We start from the raw sequence: 18,429 nt of genomic DNA on the forward strand, positions 1-18,429 counted from the left end.
ACTGCCCGCAGCCTGGACGTCGTCGGTGTCATCGAACCGGTCCCCGGCCAGGGCGGCCAACTGCACCGCGACGTCCGGGTCGATGCCGAGTTCTTCGGCGGCGGCTCGGGTGGCGGCGGCGACGCTGCCGGCGGCCGGCAGATGCCGCAGCGCCGCCGACACCAGGCGTGCCGGGACGTCGGGGGCGAGACCGTAGCGGGCCGCCGTGTCGTCGAGCATCGCCTGCGCCCCGGCGCTCGATGAGCAGACCCCGGTCTCGGGCAGGTACAGCTGGACGTCCCGGGCCGCGGCCCAGTCCCCGGCCAGCGCGGCGGCGACGGACCGCACCTGCTCGTAGCCGGTGGCCATCAGGAACGTCGGCGCGCGGCCGTAGGACTTCATCCCGACCGCGTAGTAGCCCGGCTCGGGCTGCGTGAGCTCGTCGACGCCGTGTGGACGCACCGAACCGCACGAGTGGTGGTTGGGGTCGATCAGCGGAGCGAGCGCCCGGGTGCAGCCGAGGGCCGGATCGAGGTCGAGGCGCAGTTCGTCGCCGATGGTGTGGTCCGGCCGGAAGCCGGTGGCCGAGACGATCCGGTCGCCGGACAGGGTACGACCGTCGACCGCCACCAGCCGCGGACGGCCGTCGACGATCTCGACCTGCCGGACGGCGAAGCCGGTGACGAGGTCGACGCGGCCGGTGTCGACAAGGAGTCTGATGCCGGTGCCCAGCGCTCCGCGCCCGGGAAGCGCGTCGGCGTCGCCGCCGCCGACGGCCCGGTCGATGGAGCGGCCCCGGGTGGCCCAGGTGATCCGGGTGCCCGGTTCCCGCTCGGCGAGTTCGGCGAGCGACAGCAGGGTGTTGGCGGCGGAGTGACCCGCGCCGACGACGATGGTGTGCTGGCCGGCGTGGTCGGCGCGGTCGACGCCGAGGACGTCCGGCATCGCCGGGCTGACCAGAGCGGCGGCCTGCTGCTCGCCGTGCGCCGGTAGGCCGTTGGCGCCGAGTACGTTCGGGGTGGCCCAGGTGCCGGAGGCGTCGATCACGGCCGAGGCGAGTATCTCCGTACCGGTGTGCAACCGGACCACGAACGGCTGGTCCTGCCGGCCGGCGGTGGTGACCCGGTCGACGCCGACGCGTCCCAGCGCGGTGACCCGGGCGTCGTAGCGGACGTGCGGGGACAGGTCGGGTAGCCCGGCCAGCGGTACCAGGTACTTCTCGACGAGTTCGCCGCCGGTGGGCAGTACCTCGGGGTCGGGTTCGGTCCAGCCGGTGGCCCGGAGCAGCCGGGCGGCGGCGTGGTCGATGTTGTACCGCCAAGGCGAGAACAGCCGGACATGCGCCCACCCGGCGACGGCGGCGCCGGGGCCGGCACCGGCTTCCACGACCGTGAACGCCAGGCCACGTTCGTGCAGATGGGCGGCGGCTGCCAGGCCGACCGGACCGGCTCCGATCACGACCACAGGCAGGTCTGTCAGACGATCGTTCACCACAAGCTCCCTATCTTCAAAATTCTCGAAACAGAAGGCCGTGTACGACCCCCGGGGTGCCGGGGGTGGTTTCAGCGGATGATGGGGCTTCGCCGTTCGATCAGGACGACGTCGCGCCAGGTGTGATGGTGGCGGCCGACCCGCTCGCGGGTCCCGATGACCCGGAATCCGGCACGCCGGTGCAGCGCCAGGCTGGCCACGTTCTCGGGGAAGACACCGGACTGGATCGTCCAGATGCCCGCCGCCTCGGTCGACCGGATCAGCGCGTCGAGCAGTGCCGTCGCCGCGCCGTGACCCCGCGCGGCGGAATCGACGTAGACGGAGTGTTCGACGACGCCGGCGTAGACGGGCCGGGCCGACACCGGTGAGACGGCGACCCAGCCCAGTACCCGGTCGGTGGGGTCGACGGCGACAAGGCGGTGCGCGGAGAGCTTGCCGGCGTCGAACGCCGCCCAGGTCGGGGCGATCGTTTCGAAACTGGCGTGACCGCCGTCGAGGCCGGCCTGGTAGATGGCCAGCACGGCGTCGGCGTCCCCGGGCCGCATCTGACGGATCCGCATCAGCGGCCCGCCTGCACTCGCGGGCCTGGGTCTACCCATCTGCACGTCGGTTCCACTCTCGTCCACCTGCATCGTCAATCGGCGATCGAACGGTAGTCGGGGTGCCGGCGGCGATCCACACGGCCGCGACGACCAGCCTGGTGATTGCGGCCAGGGTGGCCGGCTCCACCCGCTGCGGTGTGTCGCCCGGGCTGTGGTACCCGGCCATCCCCGCGCCGATTCCGACGGCCGCGAACCCGGCGCCTGCGTAACGGCGGTTGTCGGAGGCGACCGGGCCCGCCGCCAGCGGCACACCGGTGTGCCGCCCGGCCTGGTCCAGCGCGGCGAGCAGACGGTGCGCGGGACCGCCTGCTTCCACTGCGGCGGCCTCGTGCAGCCGACCGGCCCCGTCCACGTTGATCACGACCGGGTTCGCGCCGGTCTGGACGAGTCGGGCCGCGTGGTGGGCGGAGCCGAGCGCGCCCATCTCCTCGCCGTCGAGCAACGCCACCGACAGGCCCACACGGCGGGGCAGGGACGCGGCGAGGACGCGGGCCGCCTCCACGACCACCGCGACCCCGCTGGCGTTGTCGGCCGCGCCCGGCTGCCGCAGCCCAGGATGGTCGCCGACGCCGTCGAAGTGCGCGGTCAGCAGCATCTCGGCGTGCCCAGCCGTCGCGTGACGCAGCCGGGCGTGCAGGTTGGCGCCCGAGACGTCCACGCGGCGGATCGGAGTGTTCGCCGACATCCAGCCGTCGCCGGTCCGCGCGGCGTCGCTGACCCGGCCGTGGGCGGCGGGGGACAGCGTGAGGATCGGCAGCGGCCCGGCGTTCGGACCGGCCAGCATGGTGAACTGCCACCCGTCCGCGTCGACGTTGCGGGCCACGAGCAGGCCGGCAGCCCGGTCCGCGTGGCCGTAGGCGTCGAACAGGCTCATCCCGGCGGGCACCAGGAGCCAGCGTCCGGTCGGGTCGCCCGCGCCCGCGAATGCCAAAGGCGCGCGCCGAGGCGTCCCGAGGTCGGTCGAGGCGAGGTGCAGCGACACCTCGCTGCCGAACGACAGACTCGCCGCCGAGGCCCCGGTGCCGAACCGTGCGGTCGGCGCGGCGTGGATGTCCGGCACCGCCCGGACCGGGAACGGGTCCGTGTGCACCGCCGTGCCGCTGTCCGCGAGCCGGGCGGCGAGCCAACCGCGGGCGGCGTCGTTGCCCGGCGTGCCGACGCGCCGTCCGGCGAACGCGTCGCCGGCCAGCATGGTGACGCTCGATGTCAGCCGGTCGGCTGACACGCCCGCCAGCGCCTGGTCGAGCGCGCCGGCGGTGACGGGGCCAAGTGCCCGGCGGTGGGTGCTCATCCGCAGCAGCCGGACGAGGTCGCGGCGGCGTCGGCCCCGGCCTCCGGCCGTGGGGAGGTGGTGGCGCTGTCGGCCTCCGCTGCGGGCGCGCCGCAGCAGGTGCCGCCGGCGCGCTCGGTGGGATCGGGCAGTCGGATGTTCGTGGCCCGGGCGGGGTTGCCGCAGCAGCTGGCGGAGCCGACAACGGTCAGGGCGGCGTGCGGATCCCCGGCGAACCCGCCGTGGCTGCCGTTGGTGGTCATGGCAACGGTCCTTCCATCACTATCTAGATATCTGTCAAATCAGAGATTTGCACACTGCTTAGATGTCTGTCAACCTAGACGCATGTCTAAGCAGACGGTGGGGCTCAGCCTGATCGACATCGACGCGGGAGCGTCCTGCTGTGTGCCGATGAGCGAGCAATCGATACCGGCCGAGACCGCCGCAGTGCTCGCGCCGGCGTTCAAGGCGCTCGGTGATCCCGTACGGCTGCAGCTGATGTCGATGATCGCCTCGGCGCCCGGCGGCGAGATCTGCGTCTGCGACCTCACCCCGGCGTTCGACCTGTCCGGGCCGACGATCTCCCATCACCTCAAGACCCTGCGCGAGGCCGGTCTCGTCGACGCCGAGCGCCGACGTACCTGGGTGTACTACCGGGCCCGGCCGGGAGTCATGCGCCAGCTCGCGACCCTGCTCAACATTCAGCCCACGACCGACGTGTAAGGCCCGCAGCGATCCGCATGGCCGACGGTCGCCCGAACTGCGGCCTCCTGGCCTTCCTGCGGGGGTGCCATAACCGCCGGGACTCGCCGGCGTTGGGTGGCGGTCCGGCTCGGTGCGGTCCCTGATGGGCGCTGGGCTGGCGAGGGCGAGTGCACTTGACGGGCATGCGATGCTTCAATCATCATTGACTCAATGAAACTTGAACAATCCGCGTTGCGTCGGCGGGCCCGCATCCACGCCGCGCTCGGCGACCCGGCGCGGTTGGCGATCGTCGACGCCCTCACCGTCGGGGACGCCTCACCCGGTGAACTCGCGCGTGCCCTGGACCTGCCCAGCAACCTCCTCGCCCACCACCTCAAGACGCTGCAGGGTGCGGGACTCGTTACCCGAACCCGGTCTGAGGGAGACGGCCGCCGCACCTACCTGCGCCTGGAAGCCGATGTGCTTGCGACCCTGGTCTCGCCGCAGTTGCCGGACGCGGGCCGGATCCTGTTCGTCTGTACGCACAACTCGGCCCGATCACAGCTCGCCGCCGCCCTGTGGGCCCGGCGCGCCCGCATTCCCGCCGCGTCCGCCGGCACCATACCGGCGCCCCGGGTCCATCCCCGGGCGATCAGAGTGGCCCGCCGTCACGGCCTGACCATCCCGCCGACCGCAACAGCGCACATCGACGACGTCATCACCAAAGGGGATCTTGTCGTGGCGGTCTGCGACAGAGCGCACGAGGAACTCGCCGACACGCCCGGCCCCCGACTGCACTGGTCCGTACCTGACCCGTCCACCGCCGACAGCGACTCCGCCTTCGAGGCCGCGTACACCGACCTGGCCGACCGCATCGACCGGCTCGCTCCCGCGCTACGGCAGGAAACCCGCGATGCCTGACCGCCGGTCCGACCTGGCCTGGCGGCCCGTCCTCGCCGAGTACACCGGCACGATGCTGCTGGTCGCCGCCGTGGTCGGCTCCGGCGTGATGGCCGCCACCCTCTCGCCCGACGACGTCGGTCTGCAACTGCTGGAGAACTCGGTCGCGACCACCTTCGCGCTCGGAGCCCTGATCCTGATCTTCGGGCCCGTCTCCGGCGCCCACCTCAACCCCGTCGTCTCCATCGCGGACTGGTTCCTCGGCCGACGAACCCGCACCGGCCTGACCGCCCGTGCTCTGGCCGGCTACGTCGTCGCGCAGACCGCCGGGGCGATCACCGGGTCGATCCTGGCCAACCTGATGTTCGCGCTGCCCGCCGTGGAGATGTCCCGCACCGACCGGGCGGCCGGGCACCTCTGGCTGGGGGAGACCGTCGCGACCGCCGGCCTGGTCCTGCTCATCTTCGCCCTGGTCCGCTCCGGTCGACCCGGCATCGCGCCCGCCGCCGTCGGCGCCTACATCGGCGCCGCCTACTGGTTCACCTCCTCGACCTCCTTCGCCAACCCTGCGGTCACGATCGGCCGCGCGTTCACCGACACCTTCGCGGGAATCACCCCCGCGTCCGTGCCCGGGTTCGTCCTCGCCCAACTCGGCGGCCTCCTCGTCGGCGTCGCCCTGATCCACGCCCTGTACCCCGCCCCGCATCCCGCCGCGCTGATCACGGTCAGGACGCCGACGACCGGCACCGACAGGCGGACCAGCGTGTCCTGACACCGGATGGAGAGGAACATGACCAGACCCAGCGTGTTGTTCGTCTGCGTACACAACGCCGGCCGTTCCCAGATGGCCGCCGGCTGGCTGCGCCACCTCGCAGGCGAGGCCGTCGAGGTCCGTTCCGCAGGCAGTGAGCCGGCCGAGCAGGTCAACCCGGTCGCCGTCGCCGCGATGCGGGAGGTCGGGATCGACATCACCACCAACACCCCACGACTACTCGATTACGCGACCGCGGAATCCTCCGACGTCCTCGTCACCATGGGCTGCGGCGATGTCTGCCCCGTCTTTCCCGGCAAGCGGTACCTCGACTGGCAGCTCGACGATCCTGCGGGCCGGGACATCGAGTCGGTGCGCAGGATCCGCGACGAGATCCGGAGGCGTGTCGAGCAGCTCCTGGCGGAGCTGCCGTTCCAGCCTCGGTCAGGCGAGGGGACGCCGACGCAGGCCGCCGGATAGTCGACCATCTCTTCCAGTACCGGCGAACGCCCACGGCGCGGGGCGGGCCTGCGTCGCCGGCGGACAGGACCTCGGGGTGCCTTCCGGGTGTGCCTGCCGGCACGGGTGACGGCAGGGCGGGCTGAGGAGGGATGGTGCCCAGTTGCGGGGATGACTCGGTGGGTGATCCGGTAGGCGGCCCGGGTGGGGCCGCCTACCGGGGGGCTGCCTCAGACGTCGCAGGCGCCGACGCACGCGCACGGCGGCTCGATGAGGCCGCCGGCGACGGTCTCGAGCTCGTCGTCGCTGACCTCGAGGACCTCCACGTCAATCTCGACGTTGGTCTTCTCCATGGTTGTCACCTCCTTCCCGCTGCTCGTGGGCGGATCTCCGCCGTCGCGCCGCCGGCGTCTGGGGACGACGGGGCGGCGGTGACGGCGGATGGTGGCTCTCCCAGTTGCGCGGCGACCAGATCGGCGTAGCGGCCGGCGCGGTCGAGTAGTTCGCTGTGGGTGCCGTGCTCGCTGACCTGGCCCTGGTGCAGGACGACAATGAGATCGGCGTCGCGGACCGTACTGAGCCGGTGCGCGATGATGATCTGGGTACAGTCCAGGACGGCGAGGTTGCGGTGGATGGCGGCCTCGGTGACGGCGTCGAGGTGACTGGTGGCCTCGTCGAGCAGCAGCAGCCGGGGCCGGTGTACCAGCGCGCGGGCGATGGCCATTCGCTGGCGTTGCCCGCCGGACAGACCGCCGCCGCGTTCGGTGAGGCGGGTGCGATAGCCCAGCGGCATCGCGATGATCTCGTCGTGCAGGCAGGCCAGCGAGGCGGCGTGCTCGATCTCGGCCTGACCGACGGCGGCGTCGTGGAAGGCGATGTTCTCGCTGATGGTGCCGGCGAACAGGGCCGGCTCCTGCAGGACCGTGCCGACCTGCCGGCGCAGCGCGCGCAGGTCGAGTGCGGTCAGGTCGGTGCCGTCGACGGTGACGCGGCCGGCAGTCGGCTGGTGCAGACCGAGGAACAGCAGCGCCAGTGTGGATTTTCCGGTGCCGGACGGGCCGACGATCGCGGTGCGGGTGCCGGGCGTGATGGCCAGGTTGATGTCGTGCAGGACCGGTGGGCTGTTGGTGTCGTAGCGGAAGGCGACGTCGTGCAGTTCGATACGGCCGGCGGCATTGGGGATGGTGGCGGTGGAGGTGTTGTTGGCCGGTTCCGGTGGTGTGTCGAAGACGTCGGCGAGCCGTTGCAGTTGCGCGCCCGCGTGTTGCAGGCGTTGCCCGTTCGCGGCCAGGACCGCGAGCGGGACGACGACCGCGGCGGCCAGCCAGGTGAGGGCGATCGCGGTACCGGCGGAGAGCTGTCCCGAGGCGAGGCGGGTGGCGCCGAGCCAGAGGACCAGCAGCGGTGTCAGGGTCCGCAGTGCGGTGGAGGCGGTGTCGAGGACCGCGGTGAGGTGGTTGCGGGAGATGACCGCCCGGATCCAGGTCAGGAACAGCACCGACCAGCGGGCCTGGGCGCGGTCCTCAGCCGCTGCGGCCTTGATGGTGGTCATGCCCTCGACCGTTTCGGTCATCCGGCCGTACGCCTGGGCCTGGGCGGACAGTTCGGTGGACATCCGGTCCCGGGCCAGCGGCAGGGTGATGGCCAGCAGCGCGACCTGGGCGGCGATGACGACCGTGACCACGATGGTGACCGGCAGGTCGATGGTGGCCATGACGGCCAGGTAGATCCCGATCACGGCGAGGTCGAGCGCGGCCGTCAGCGTCTGGGCGGTGAGGACGTCGCGCAGGATGCCGATGCTGGAGGCCCGCAACATGATGTCGGCGGCGCTGCGACGCTGGAAGTAGGCCAGCGGCAGGGCCAGCAGATGGGCGCTGAAGCTGACCATCGCATGGGTGTCGAGGCGCCCCTGCAAATAGATGATCAACGCGGACCGCAGGTAGCTGCTGACGAGATGGGCGGCGAAGACGACGGCCACGCCGATGCCGAGCAGGGTGAGTACCGACGTGGTCGGCGTCGGGGCGAGCCGGTCGACGACGATTCCCGCCAGCAGTGGCAACGCCAGGCCCAGCAGTTGCAGCACCGCGCTGACCGCGACGAGTTGTACGGCGGCGAGTCGGCTGCCGGGCAGCCGGAACAGCGCTTGTAGGTAGCGTCGCCAGAACGGTGCGGTCGACGGCGGCCGGCTGATGAAGTCGGGGCCGGGACGTGCGGCGAGCAGGACCTGGCCGCTGCCGGCATCGAACTCGTCCATGCTGATCCGGCGACGGCCGCGGGCGGGGTCGGCCAGGTGTACTCGGCCCCGGTGCACGCGGTCGACGACGACGAAGTGGTCGCTGCCCCAGTGCGCCACCACAGGTAGCGGCAGCTTGGCGAGCAGACCCGGCGCGGCGCGGTAGGCCTTGACGGTCAGGCCCACGCTACGGGCGGCGCGGGCGAGGGCGGCGGCGGTCGCGCCGTCACGTCCGGCGGGGCACAGCTGTGCGGCCTCCCGCAGGGACAGGTGGTGACCGTGGCCGGTGGCGATCATGGCCAGGCAGGCGGGGGCGCACTCGGTGTCGCTGCCCTGCAGCACCAGCGGTACCCGGACCCGGGTCACGGCAGCCGTCCGGTGATCGCGGTGAGCAGGACGGTGGCCACGGCGGCGAGCACGACCAGCATGGTCCACAGCAGGCCGAGGAACCGGGGTCGTACGGTGCGTGGAAACAGGTCCGCCTGCGGGTCGTCGAGCACGCGCTGACCGTGGTCACCGAACATCGGCATACCGCCATCACCGTCGCCGAACCAACCTGGCCGGAGACAGAAACGTCCTTTGTGGTTCTGTGGCGTCGCCAACCCGCTCATGCCTGCCTTCCGCCGCACCGGCGATCAGTCGGTGGCAGCACTGTCACCTATCGGTCACGACCGAACCGTGACGTGGGCGTGACGTCGCCATAACGAACCGCAGGCTTTGTCCGGGAAAGACCGGAAATAGATGTGAAAAAATATCAGGCTATCCTGTTGTATCGACAGGGGTGACAAACGCACAGCGGAGGTCGCGGATGACGGTCACGGCACCGCACGATCACTTCCTACCGTCGGGCGAGGGCAGCACACTGACACTGCGGCTGCTGGGCCGCTTCGACGTGACCGGAGTGTCCGCCACCGCGCTGGGCGCGGCCGGGCAGCGGCTGCTGGCGCTCGTCGCCGTCAACGGGGGAGTCCTGGCACGTTGGCAGGCGGCCCAGGCGCTGTACCCGACGGCGACCGACGCGAACGCCGCGTCGAACCTGCGCGCCCTGCTCTGGCGGCTGCAACGACACTGCCCCGCGCTGCTGCGGACCTCCGCCACCGACCTGAGACTCGCACCCCAGGTACGGGTCGACTACCTGATCGCCGTCACCACCGCCCGCCGCCTGCTGACCCCACCCGCCACCACCACCGCACAACCCATCCTCGACGTCGCCGCACAACTGCGCGAAGACCTGCTGCCGGGCTGGCCGGAGCCGTGGCTGGTCCACGAACGCGAACGCTTCCACCAGCTACGCCTGCACGCACTCGAAGCACTGTGCACCCAGCTCAGCTTCGCCGGCCGGCACGGCGACGCGGTCGACGCGGGACTGGAAGCCGTACGGGCCGATCCGCTGCGCGAGTCCGCCCGCCGGGTCCTCATCGACGCCTACCTGGACGAGGGCAACGTCAGCGAGGCGCTACGCCAGTACCAGGCGTTCGCCGCCGTCCTGCACGCCGAACTCGGTTTGCAGCCCACCCCGGCACTGCAACGACGGCTACGGCCCCGCACGCCGATCGGCCCCACCGACGCCACCGTGACGGAGTCCGGATCATGACGGCACCCGTCGTTCCGCAGGTCGAGGCCATGCCGGTCTGCGGACCGGCCGACTGCGGGCCGCCGGGCCAGAGCGCCCGCACCCGCTGGTTCCAGATGCTGGCCGACCCCACCCGCATGGCCATACTGACGCTGCTGCTCACCGGTCCGCACCACGTCGGACAGATCGTCGCCGCGACCGGGCTGCCGCAGAGCCGGATCTCCAACCACCTGGCCTGCCTGCGCACCTGCCGCCTGGTCGTAGCCGAACGGCAGGGGCGACGCGTGCTCTACCGCATCGTCGATCCCCGACTCCGCCTGCTGCTCGACCTCGCCGACGCCCTCGCCGCCGCCAGCACCGACCTGGCCGACTGCGGCGCCGTCGACCCCGACACCTGGACCTGATCACGACACACGCCACCACCAGACGGCGATGCGACCGCCGCCCAGCCAGCAGGACAACAGAACGGGGGACCTGTCTTGGCGACCAGAAGGGTACGTGGAGCCTGCCCGCACGACTGCCCCGACCGGTGCAGCTGGATCGTCACCGTCGACGACACCGGCACCGCCGTGGCCCTCAACGGCAACCCCGATCATCCACTCACCGCCGGCCGGCTGTGCACCAAGGTCAACGGCTACCTCCACGACCGCGTCTACAGCCCACACCGCATCACCCGTCCACTGCGCCGAACCGGCCCCAAAGGATCCGGAGAGTTCGCCCCGATCGGCCTGGACGAAGCCCTCGACGAGATCGCCACCCGGCTGACCGGCATCGCCGCCGCCGACGGACCCGCGGCGATCATCCCGTTCAGCTACGAAGGCACCCAGGGCCTGCTCCAGTCCAAGTCGATGAGCGAACGGTTCTTCGCCCGCCTCGGCGCCGCCGAAGTCGGCCACACCATCTGCGGCCCGACCGGCGGAGCCGGACTGTCGGCGGTCAACGGCTTCACCGTCGGCGTGCTGCCCGAAGACGCCGTCCACGCCAACCTGATCATCGTCTGGGGGGCGAACCCACTGGTGACCAACCAGCACCTGTGGGCGGCGATGCTCTCCGCCCGCTCCCGCGGGGCGCGCATCGTGGTCATCGACCCGGTCGCCACCCGCACCGCCCACGCCGCCGACCGACATCTGATGCCCCGGCCCGGCACCGACGCCGCCCTCGCCCTCGGCATCGCCCACCTCCTCATCACCGACGACCTCGTCGACCACGAGTTCATCGCCGCGCACACCACCGGGTTCGACGAACTCGCCACCGCTGCGGCGGACTTCACCCCCGACCGCACCGCCGACATCACCGGCATCGCCGAGTCCGACATCCGCACCCTCGCCGCCGACTATGCCGCGGCCCGGCCGGCGCTGATCCGCCTCATGGTCGGCATGGAACACCACACCAACGGCGCCGCCCTCTACGCCGCCATCGCCGCCCTACCCGCGCTGACCGGTATGTGGCGCCACCACGGCGGCGGGATCGCCTACCACACCTCGCCACTGTTCAACCGGTCCCTCAACCTCGACGGTCTGCGGATGGCACACCTGGCACCCGGACCGCGCCGACGCATCAACATGGTGCAGCTCGGTCAGGCCCTCACCGACCCGCACAGCGACCCGCCCGCACGGGCCCTGATCGTGCACGGCAGCAACCCGGCGGTCATCGTGCCCCGCCAGCCCCTCGTCCGCCAGGGTTTGGCCCGCGACGACCTGTTCACCGTCGTGCACGAGCACGTCCTCACCGACACCGCCCGCTACGCCGACATCGTCCTGCCCGCCACCACCCAACTCGAACACCTCGACCTGATGAAGTCCTGGGGCCACACCGACCTCATGCTCAACCTGCCCGCCATCGCCCCGCCCGGCGACGCGATCAGCGTCACCGACCTGTTCCGCGACCTCGCCACCCGCATGGGCTTCACCGAACCCTGCTTCACCGACACCGACGACGACCTGCTCGCCACCGCCCTGAACTCCGCCCACCCGTACCTGCACGGCATCACCCTCGACCACCTGCGCGAAAACGGCTGGCAACGCCTCAACCTCCGCACCCCACACACCCCGTACGCGGCCGGGTTTCCCACCCCCGACAACCGGGCCCGCCTGCACACCGCCGCCCGCGCCGCCGCGACCGCGCTTCCACCCCCGGCAGACCCCCGCTGGCCGCTGCAACTACTCAGCGTCAAAGGCCTACGGTCGATGAACTCCACCTACGCCGACACCACACAGTGCGCCCGCGACGGCGGCCCCTGGCTCGACCTGCACCCCGACGACGCGGCCGCCCGCGCGATCAACGACGGCGACCCGATCGAGGTCCACAACCAGCACGCCACCATCACCCTGCACGCCCGCGTCAGCACGCGGGTCCGGCCGGGAGTGGTGGCGATCATGTTCGGCACCTGGAGCGGCACCCGTGCGGGCGACCGGGGTGCAGCGGCGAACCTGCTCACCCCGGACACCCTCACCGACGGCGGCGGGTCCGCGTTTCACGACACCTATGTCGACGTAAGACGGTGCGAGCTGTCGATGCAGGTGTGAGTGGACGTACGGCGAGGGGCGGTCGTAGCGAGCACGACCACTCGCGTCCGTCCGGGACACCGCGAGGATCACCAGCCTCCGTCCCCCCATCGCGAGTTCCCCTCAGGGAACGCCGACCGGTTCCCGCCGTATCGAGCCAGGGCGCGTTGATGCCCGGTCTGGTCAACGCGGCGGTGAGCGCGTTACCTAGGGCGTTGTCCTGTCGCCAATGATCGACAGGACAACGCCCTAGGTATCGGGTGCGAGGAGAGGCCCCTGTTGACGCTCCTCATGCAGGAGGGAGCCCCTGTTGACAATCGACGCACACCACTCAGCGCTCGGGTGCCTTGCCGTGCAGTGGGCTCGTGTCGACGTACCTGAGCTCGTAGCTGCGCTCGGTGAACTTCCAGCCGTCCGGCGTACGCCGGAAGCGGTCGTGGTAGATCGCGAAGTTGAGGTGCGAGCTACCGTCGCGGAAACGGCCGATCTCGTTGACGTACGCGCGGCCGATTGCGGTGTCGCCGTCGACCTGGACGATCCCGGGATGCGTGTTCTGCACGAAGAACTCCCAGTTGCCCTGCAACCGCTCGATCCCGGCCCGGAGCGCCGCGCGCCCGACGAGCTCGACGCCCGCGTCCGGGATCCGCCACACTCCGTCCTCCGCGAACAGGTCTGCCCACCGGTCGAAGTCGCGCATCATGCCCGCGTCGGTGAACTCGCCGCGCAGCGAGTCGATCTCGAAGCGGTCGGCGATCGCCTGAAGGTCGGTCATCGGCTGTCTCCTTTCGGGTACGTGCTCTGCCGCTGGTCCTCGTCCGGCTCAGCCAGTGAAGGACTCGGGGCCGAACCGGCCCCACACCACGACGAGGGCGAGGACGAACAGGACCCCACCTACGACGATGCCTTGCGTCTCGCGACGGCGTACGTGCGTGACGATCGCGCCGCCCATCAGCACCACGAGCCCCACGGCCGCCAGCGGTACCAGGACCGGAGCCACGTCGAGCGCTGCGGGCAGGATCAGGCCCACCGCGGCGAGGATCTCGAGTACGCCGATCGCCTTGATCGCGCCCTCGCTGTAGTCGTCGACCCATGTCAGGCCGGCGGCGGCAAGCTTCTGCCTGGACTGGGCCAGCTTCGTCATCCCACTACCCAGGAAGACAGTGGCCAGCACTGCCGCGATGATCCACAAGGCGATGTCCATGTTCGTGGGCTTTCCGTTCGCTCGATCGTGCTCGTCTGTGAGGTATGACGGCGCAGGGTGCTGAAGTGTGAGGCCGGGGCGGACCGCGTGGCCTCACAGTTGCGCTCGTTGTTCCGTCGGACCATGGGAGGCAGAAGGGAGTCGGCGACGATGAACGGCCCACCGAACCCGAGCGGCCCACCGAACCCGAGCGGCCAGCCCGACCTGGGCGCGGTCATGAGCGAGCGGCGCCAGCTGATCAACCTTGCGTACCGCCTGCTCGGCTCGCTGGCCGACGCCGAGGACGTCGTGCAGGAGACGTACGCCCGCTGGTATGCCCTGTCCCCGGACCAGCGCGAGGCGATCGAGGCGCCCGCCGCCTGGCTCACGACGGTGGCCAGCCGAGTCTGCCTCGACCATCTCCGCTCGGCGCGGGTACGGCGGGAGCGCTACGTCGGCGAGTGGCTGCCCGAGCCGCTGCCCGACCGTTCGGAGTGGCTCGGCGCCGGTTCCGGCGCCGCCCCGGTCGACCCGGTCGACCGGGTCACCCTCGACGAGTCGGTGAACATGGCGTTCCTCGTCGTGCTCGACTCGATGACGCCCGCCGAGCGCGTGGTGTTCATCCTCCACGACGTCTTCCGCTACTCGTTTCCGGAGGTGGGCGAGATCGTCGGCCGTACCCCGGCCGCCTGTCGACAGCTCGCCACCTCGGCCCGCCGCCGCACGCGCGCGGCGCACGTGCCTGCGGCCTCTTCCGTGCGGCGGGCCGAGATCGTGCGAGACTTCAAGCGGGCGTGGGAGGCCAAGGACATCGAGGCGCTCGTGGCCCTGCTCGACCCGGACGTCACCGCGACCGGCGACGGTGGCGGCCTCGCCAGCGCCGAACCGCACCCCGTCGAGGGCGGCGAGCGCGTGGCGCGCTTCCTGGTCGGCCTCGCGGCGCGCGCGACGGGCGTGACCCTGTTGGAGCGCACGGTCAACGGCCAGCCCGGCCTGGTCGCCGAACAAGGGGGCACCATCGTGATGGTGATGTCGTTCGATCTCGCGGGAGATCGGATCAAACACCTGTGGGCGGTACGCAACCCCGAGAAGCTCCGTCCCTGGACGACGGGCTGAGCGCTACTCGCCGTCGGCTTGGGGCACGACCGGGCCCCAGCCGTCCTGACTGGTGCAACTGCCGATCGTGGCCTCCCCGACCAGCCGCTCAAGATCCGCGAAGCTGGTCGGGCCGGTGACCTGGATATTGATTCCGCAGTCGCCGGCCGTGACTACCAGGATGGCGTGTGGAGCCCCGTCACGGCTGAGCGGAAGCTTCCGGTACCACGCCTGGTAACCAGCGATGGTGTGCGTCGGGGGCGTCCCCTCGGTCCAGCGAGTGAGCCAGCCGGGCGACGCGGACTCCGCGCGCACCGAGATGCCGTTGTTCTCCGGAGATTTCTTCACGGGCGGAGACAGCAGGATGCTCTCGGTCTTCCTGTCGTTGAAGACCTCGACGGACGTCAGGACCAGCCCGTCCGGCACCCAGCCCAGTTGCAGTGGACCATTCGGCGGGGCGGGCCGGACGAACCGGATCGCCTGCGCGGTGGCGAGCAGGTCCGCCTTGCCGGACACGCTGCTGAAGGTCACCCCGAATCCGTCCCGCGTCTCCCAGGTCAGGAGGTGCTCCGTGGTGGGCTTCGAGTACATCCAGCGTGGCGCCGGCCGGGCCAGGTACCACCCGTCCCGGTCACCCACGCGGACCCGCACCGATCCCTTGATCGGGTCGCGGCCGAAAGTCCCGGGGTTGGCGACGTCCAGGTTGTACTTCATTCCGTCGTCCCGGACGGCCGTCAGGTACTGGCTGCTGGTGCCGAGGAGGTACGCCGAGACCGTCAGTCCGTTGCCCGGGGCGAGACCCACGGTCAGGTCCGATCCCCGGCGCGGGCCGGCCGGGGTGGCTGATGCCGACGGTGCCGCCGGTGCGATCGGTGGCGCGGACTCGTAACTTACGGCGAACGGCACGACCAGGGCCGACCCCAGGACTGCGGCGGCGGTACCGGCCGCTGCGGTCATCCGGCGCCGCCTGCGGATCCGGGCCGCTCCGGCACGGGCCTCCTCGATCAGTCCGCGCTCGTCCGGCGCCCGGCCGGCCTGGTCCTCCAGCGTCCGGCGCAGATCATCAACGGTGTTCACAGCTGTGCCTCCTGGTAGTTCCGGATCGTTTCGGTGGTGATCTCCACGCGCAAAGTGGCCAGGGCGCGGCTGGCGTACGCGCGGACCGTCGACGCCCGGCAGCGCATCACGTCGGCGATCTCGTTGTCGGTCAGCCCCTCGTAGTAGCGGAGCACCAGCACCACTCGCTGCTGGCGAGGTAGCTCGGCCAGCAGGTTCCACAGGTCGTCCCCGGGGTTGGCCCGTTGCTCGACGGCCCGTTCGTGGGCGCCGGTGAGCGGCACGGTCGCCACCCGCCGCCGGCGACGCCAGGACAGGTACTCGTTGGTGAGCATGCGGCGCACGTACGCGTACGGCTCGTCCACCCGCTCGATGCGTCTCCACTTGACCAGGGCCCGGGTCAGTACCTCCTGGACGAGGTCCCGGGCCAGTTCCGGATCGTGGCTGAGCAGAGTGGCGTACCGCAGCAGGGCGGGTGACCGCGCCGTCGCGAACTCCTCGAAATGCATCCGGCCTCCTGTGCGAAACGGTCTCTGTCTCCTTGACGCGGGCACGACCGGATCCGCTGCCTCGACCACTTCGGAGGGCGGTCCCGGACCGGCTGGCACCGCCACGTCACCCCGGTCATCGCCACGTACCTGTTCATCACCGAACTGCGTCCGGACCCAAAAGCGGCTGCGCCGGCCAGACCTTCTACAGAGCCATCCTGGTGGCTCCAAGGCTGGTGGCCGCGTCGCCGCCGGCAGCCGACCCTCACCGGCGCGGTACGGAGGGCGCGAGAACCCGGCCGACAGCGGCGGAAGAACGACGGAAGTCACGTTCGTGCGATCCAGTCGTCGCGATGAGTAGTGACGTCGGTGAATTGTGGTGACCCAAGGCATCGTGTCGCATCTCGGCCGCAGGATGCTCGACCACAATGAATAACATCGATACCCAGATGTTGCTTCGCTTCCCTAGGCGTCACTTTCCGGGCTGGGTAAGGTGAGCGCACCGCCGGGCAGGCAGACGTGCCGTGGCCGGCGGCGCGCGTGTCTCGGAGCGGGTCGGGGGAGGGCCTGCCGTGCACCGGGCGACTTCCCGATGAATGCGCGGCAGCGACGGGCTGCGACCCACCCGCTCGGGTGATCTGTCTTCGTGTGCGGTCCGCCGGTGTCAACAGGGGGCGGGGCTCCTTCGGCGTGCGGCGGTGGGGGAAGAGAAGGGAGACGAGTGGCCATGGAGGACAACCCGTTGTGGTCCCGGCGCGGCTTTCTGGGGATGGGGGTGGGGGTGCTCGGCGCGGCCGGTCTGGCCGCGTGCGGGGGCGGCTCGGAGTCGCCCCCGAGGGCGCAGGCGGAGGTTCCGAAGGAGTTGCTCGACGCCGCCGCGTCGTTGAAGGGCTCTTCGATGGGGATGCTGTCGCAGAAGCTGTATTCGACAGCGGCGAACGAGATGCTCGACAGCTCGGTCAGGAAATTCGCCGACACCACGGGGACCAAGATCGAGAACAGCCTGGTCCAGGCCGACGCCGGTGACGTGGTAGCCAAAATCGACGCCGAGGTCAAGGGTGGCGTGGCGCGTGACCTGGCGTTCATGACCGACTCGCGGTTCGTCGCGCAGTTCCAGGCGCTGGGTGACCTGGAGGAGGTGACGGACGTCGTCGAGGCGCTGACGGCCAAGTACGGCGAGCCCTGCGCGGAGGCCAAGCACTTCTGCGTCTTCGACGGCAAGTGGTTCGCGATCCCGTACCACTTCATCGGGATCGGATCGTTCCTGCGCAAGGACTGGATGCAGGAGAAGGGCATCGCACCCAAGGACGTCTACTCCTGGGAGGAGCTGCGGGACCTGTGCCTGGCGATCTCGGATCCGACCAAGCGCCGGTTTGGCTGGGGCATGACCGTCAATCGGTCCGGTGACGGCAACGGCATGATCGAGGCATTGATCAACTCGTACGGCGGTGCGATCGCCTCCAACGACGGCCGGAAGGTCACGTTCGACTCGCCCGAGACGGTGCAGGCGGTCACCTTCCTGGGCGACCTCTACACCAACCCCAAGTACAAGCCGATGCTGCCGCCCGGGGTGGCCAGCTGGACCGACACCAGCAACAACGAGAACTGGCTTGCCGGAGTCACCGGCTACACCCGCAACAGCTTCAGCGTCTACGCGGACTCCAAGACCAAGAAGAACCCGGTCTACGGCAACACGCACGTGTTCTCCGACTGCATCGGGCCGGCGACCGACAAGTCGCTGCTGTTCGGCCAGTCCCAGGCCTTCGTCGTCTTCAAGGGCGCCAAGAACGCCCCGCTTGCCAAGCTCCTGGCGCAGTACCTGGTCAGCGCGCCGGCGCTGGTCGGGGTGGCCAAGGAGGCGCCCGGCCTGGCGATGCCCGCCTGGGAGAAGGTCTGGGATGCTGACCCGTTCTTCACCGGCGGTGACCCGGCGTTCTCCATGCTGCGCAACATGTCCCAGCAGCCGCTGCCGCTGTCCACAAAGAACGGTCTGGCCTTTCCGCAGAAGGCCAGCGCCGGCCAGCAGGCCGTCATCGCGGCCTACGTCCTCACCGACATGATGCAGCAGGTCATCCAGGGGACGGCGCCCGCGCAGGCCGTGACGGCCGCGCACGCCAAGATGGTGCGAATCTTCACCCAGCAGGGGCTGCCGCAGTGAGGTCGG

General features: G+C 70.7%; 19 protein-coding genes and 1 pseudogene. 9 read left to right on the forward strand and 11 right to left on the reverse strand.

All coding sequences use genetic code 11. The features are described 5' to 3' along the window. Positions 1 to 246: 246 nt before the first annotated feature. From Pen02_RS27860 to Pen02_RS27875, 4 genes and pseudogenes are all read right to left on the reverse strand, one after another. Positions 247 to 1,458, reverse strand: a pseudogene (locus Pen02_RS27860) (FAD-dependent oxidoreductase); the annotation flags it as partial. An 83-nt stretch (positions 1,459 to 1,541) separates the two neighbouring features. After that, positions 1,542 to 2,030, reverse strand: coding sequence for a GNAT family N-acetyltransferase (locus Pen02_RS27865; protein WP_239141375.1), 489 nt, complete (start codon positions 2,028 to 2,030; stop codon positions 1,542 to 1,544). A 31-nt stretch (positions 2,031 to 2,061) separates the two neighbouring features. Continuing rightward, complete coding sequence (locus tag Pen02_RS27870; protein ID WP_203869069.1) at positions 2,062 to 3,363, reverse strand: M28 family metallopeptidase; 1,302 nt, start codon at positions 3,361 to 3,363, stop codon at positions 2,062 to 2,064. Continuing rightward, the gene (locus tag Pen02_RS27875; protein ID WP_203869070.1) at positions 3,360 to 3,605 is read right to left on the reverse strand and encodes a hypothetical protein; all 246 of its coding nucleotides are present in this window, start codon (positions 3,603 to 3,605) and stop codon (positions 3,360 to 3,362) included. The genes Pen02_RS27870 and Pen02_RS27875 overlap by 4 nt, the downstream gene beginning before the upstream one ends. Positions 3,606 to 3,753: 148 nt before the next feature. Between Pen02_RS27875 and Pen02_RS27880 the strand changes: the two genes are divergently transcribed. From Pen02_RS27880 to Pen02_RS27895, 4 genes are all read left to right on the forward strand, one after another. Beyond that, entirely contained in the window at positions 3,754 to 4,065 is a 312-nt protein-coding gene (locus tag Pen02_RS27880; RefSeq protein ID WP_372445683.1) for an ArsR/SmtB family transcription factor, read from the forward strand. Positions 4,066 to 4,257: 192 nt separating this feature from the next. Then, entirely contained in the window at positions 4,258 to 4,947 is a 690-nt protein-coding gene (locus tag Pen02_RS27885) for a metalloregulator ArsR/SmtB family transcription factor (protein WP_203869072.1), read from the forward strand. Next, positions 4,940 to 5,698, forward strand: coding sequence for an aquaporin (locus Pen02_RS27890; RefSeq protein WP_203869073.1), 759 nt, complete (start codon positions 4,940 to 4,942; stop codon positions 5,696 to 5,698). Before Pen02_RS27885 ends, Pen02_RS27890 begins: the two co-directional genes overlap by 8 nt. Positions 5,699 to 5,716: 18 nt before the next feature. Beyond that, positions 5,717 to 6,157, forward strand: coding sequence for an arsenate reductase ArsC (locus tag Pen02_RS27895; RefSeq protein WP_203869074.1), 441 nt, complete (start codon positions 5,717 to 5,719; stop codon positions 6,155 to 6,157). Between the two features lie 209 nt (positions 6,158 to 6,366). Here the strand turns inward: Pen02_RS27895 and Pen02_RS42645 are convergent, their stop codons facing one another. The 3 genes from Pen02_RS42645 to Pen02_RS27905 are packed head-to-tail and all read right to left on the reverse strand — an operon-like array spanning position 6,367 to position 8,899. Then, positions 6,367 to 6,489, reverse strand: coding sequence for a hypothetical protein (locus tag Pen02_RS42645; protein WP_275413614.1), 123 nt, complete (start codon positions 6,487 to 6,489; stop codon positions 6,367 to 6,369). Between the two features lie 5 nt (positions 6,490 to 6,494). After that, complete coding sequence (locus Pen02_RS27900; protein ID WP_203869075.1) at positions 6,495 to 8,735, reverse strand: peptidase domain-containing ABC transporter; 2,241 nt, start codon at positions 8,733 to 8,735, stop codon at positions 6,495 to 6,497. Beyond that, complete coding sequence (locus tag Pen02_RS27905) at positions 8,732 to 8,899, reverse strand: hypothetical protein (RefSeq protein WP_203869076.1); 168 nt, start codon at positions 8,897 to 8,899, stop codon at positions 8,732 to 8,734. The genes Pen02_RS27900 and Pen02_RS27905 overlap by 4 nt, the downstream gene beginning before the upstream one ends. Before the next feature lie 278 nt (positions 8,900 to 9,177). Here Pen02_RS27905 and Pen02_RS27910 point away from each other — a divergent pair, with 278 nt between their 5' ends. The 3 genes from Pen02_RS27910 (at position 9,178) to Pen02_RS27920 (ending at position 12,467) form a co-directional block, all read left to right on the forward strand. Then, positions 9,178 to 9,963 (forward strand): AfsR/SARP family transcriptional regulator, encoded by a 786-nt coding sequence (locus tag Pen02_RS27910; RefSeq protein WP_203869077.1) that lies wholly within the window; start codon positions 9,178 to 9,180, stop codon positions 9,961 to 9,963. After that, the gene (locus Pen02_RS27915; protein WP_203869078.1) at positions 9,960 to 10,346 is read left to right on the forward strand and encodes an ArsR/SmtB family transcription factor; all 387 of its coding nucleotides are present in this window, start codon (positions 9,960 to 9,962) and stop codon (positions 10,344 to 10,346) included. The genes Pen02_RS27910 and Pen02_RS27915 overlap by 4 nt, the downstream gene beginning before the upstream one ends. A 75-nt stretch (positions 10,347 to 10,421) precedes the next feature. After that, the gene (locus Pen02_RS27920) at positions 10,422 to 12,467 is read left to right on the forward strand and encodes a molybdopterin-containing oxidoreductase family protein (RefSeq protein ID WP_203869079.1); all 2,046 of its coding nucleotides are present in this window, start codon (positions 10,422 to 10,424) and stop codon (positions 12,465 to 12,467) included. 310 nt (positions 12,468 to 12,777) lie between these two features. Here the strand turns inward: Pen02_RS27920 and Pen02_RS27925 are convergent, their stop codons facing one another. Together Pen02_RS27925 and Pen02_RS27930 are read right to left on the reverse strand one after the other, a co-directional pair. Continuing rightward, positions 12,778 to 13,218: a nuclear transport factor 2 family protein gene (locus tag Pen02_RS27925; RefSeq protein ID WP_203869080.1), complete on the reverse strand. Its 441-nt coding sequence runs from the start codon at positions 13,216 to 13,218 to the stop codon at positions 12,778 to 12,780. Between the two features lie 48 nt (positions 13,219 to 13,266). After that, positions 13,267 to 13,647 (reverse strand): DoxX family protein, encoded by a 381-nt coding sequence (locus tag Pen02_RS27930; protein ID WP_203869081.1) that lies wholly within the window; start codon positions 13,645 to 13,647, stop codon positions 13,267 to 13,269. A gap of 150 nt (positions 13,648 to 13,797) precedes the next feature. Here Pen02_RS27930 and sigJ point away from each other — a divergent pair, with 150 nt between their 5' ends. Then, positions 13,798 to 14,742, forward strand: a complete 945-nt coding sequence (gene sigJ / locus Pen02_RS27935; protein ID WP_239141377.1) for an RNA polymerase sigma factor SigJ — start codon at positions 13,798 to 13,800, stop codon at positions 14,740 to 14,742. 3 nt (positions 14,743 to 14,745) lie between these two features. Here the strand turns inward: sigJ and Pen02_RS27940 are convergent, their stop codons facing one another. Both Pen02_RS27940 and Pen02_RS27945 read right to left on the reverse strand, forming a co-directional pair. Then, a complete protein-coding gene (locus tag Pen02_RS27940) occupies positions 14,746 to 15,798 on the reverse strand; it encodes a hypothetical protein (RefSeq protein ID WP_203869082.1) in 1,053 nt (350 codons plus the stop codon). Next, positions 15,795 to 16,286 carry a SigE family RNA polymerase sigma factor gene (locus Pen02_RS27945; protein ID WP_203869083.1) on the reverse strand — a complete coding sequence of 164 codons (492 nt, stop codon included), beginning with the start codon at positions 16,284 to 16,286 and terminating at the stop codon, positions 15,795 to 15,797. Before Pen02_RS27945 ends, Pen02_RS27940 begins: the two co-directional genes overlap by 4 nt. 706 nt (positions 16,287 to 16,992) lie before the next feature. Here Pen02_RS27945 and Pen02_RS27950 point away from each other — a divergent pair. Then, positions 16,993 to 18,423: an extracellular solute-binding protein gene (locus tag Pen02_RS27950; RefSeq protein ID WP_203869084.1), complete on the forward strand. Its 1,431-nt coding sequence runs from the start codon at positions 16,993 to 16,995 to the stop codon at positions 18,421 to 18,423. Positions 18,424 to 18,429 lie beyond the last annotated feature (6 nt).

Source organism: Plantactinospora endophytica (genome assembly GCF_016862915.1).
Classification (GTDB): domain Bacteria; phylum Actinomycetota; class Actinomycetes; order Mycobacteriales; family Micromonosporaceae; genus Plantactinospora; species Plantactinospora endophytica.

What these genes read in the sequence shown, in the direction of transcription:
- Pen02_RS27865 (WP_239141375.1), bottom strand. Translation starts at nt 2,030, where the DNA reads ATGCGGATCCGTCAGATGCGGCCCGGGGACGCCGACGCCGTGCTGGCC.
- Pen02_RS27870 (WP_203869069.1), bottom strand. Translation starts at nt 3,363, where the DNA reads ATGAGCACCCACCGCCGGGCACTTGGCCCCGTCACCGCCGGCGCGCTC.
- Pen02_RS27875 (WP_203869070.1), bottom strand. Translation starts at nt 3,605, where the DNA reads ATGACCACCAACGGCAGCCACGGCGGGTTCGCCGGGGATCCGCACGCC.
- Pen02_RS27880 (WP_372445683.1), top strand. Translation starts at nt 3,754, where the DNA reads ATGAGCGAGCAATCGATACCGGCCGAGACCGCCGCAGTGCTCGCGCCG.
- Pen02_RS27885 (WP_203869072.1), top strand. Translation starts at nt 4,258, where the DNA reads ATGAAACTTGAACAATCCGCGTTGCGTCGGCGGGCCCGCATCCACGCC.
- Pen02_RS27890 (WP_203869073.1), top strand. Translation starts at nt 4,940, where the DNA reads ATGCCTGACCGCCGGTCCGACCTGGCCTGGCGGCCCGTCCTCGCCGAG.
- Pen02_RS27895 (WP_203869074.1), top strand. Translation starts at nt 5,717, where the DNA reads ATGACCAGACCCAGCGTGTTGTTCGTCTGCGTACACAACGCCGGCCGT.
- Pen02_RS42645 (WP_275413614.1), bottom strand. Translation starts at nt 6,489, where the DNA reads ATGGAGAAGACCAACGTCGAGATTGACGTGGAGGTCCTCGAGGTCAGC.
- Pen02_RS27905 (WP_203869076.1), bottom strand. Translation starts at nt 8,899, where the DNA reads ATGCCGATGTTCGGTGACCACGGTCAGCGCGTGCTCGACGACCCGCAG.
- Pen02_RS27910 (WP_203869077.1), top strand. Translation starts at nt 9,178, where the DNA reads ATGACGGTCACGGCACCGCACGATCACTTCCTACCGTCGGGCGAGGGC.
- Pen02_RS27915 (WP_203869078.1), top strand. Translation starts at nt 9,960, where the DNA reads ATGACGGCACCCGTCGTTCCGCAGGTCGAGGCCATGCCGGTCTGCGGA.
- Pen02_RS27925 (WP_203869080.1), bottom strand. Translation starts at nt 13,218, where the DNA reads ATGACCGACCTTCAGGCGATCGCCGACCGCTTCGAGATCGACTCGCTG.
- Pen02_RS27930 (WP_203869081.1), bottom strand. Translation starts at nt 13,647, where the DNA reads ATGGACATCGCCTTGTGGATCATCGCGGCAGTGCTGGCCACTGTCTTC.
- sigJ (WP_239141377.1), top strand. Translation starts at nt 13,798, where the DNA reads ATGAACGGCCCACCGAACCCGAGCGGCCCACCGAACCCGAGCGGCCAG.
- Pen02_RS27945 (WP_203869083.1), bottom strand. Translation starts at nt 16,286, where the DNA reads ATGCATTTCGAGGAGTTCGCGACGGCGCGGTCACCCGCCCTGCTGCGG.
- Pen02_RS27950 (WP_203869084.1), top strand. Translation starts at nt 16,993, where the DNA reads ATGGAGGACAACCCGTTGTGGTCCCGGCGCGGCTTTCTGGGGATGGGG.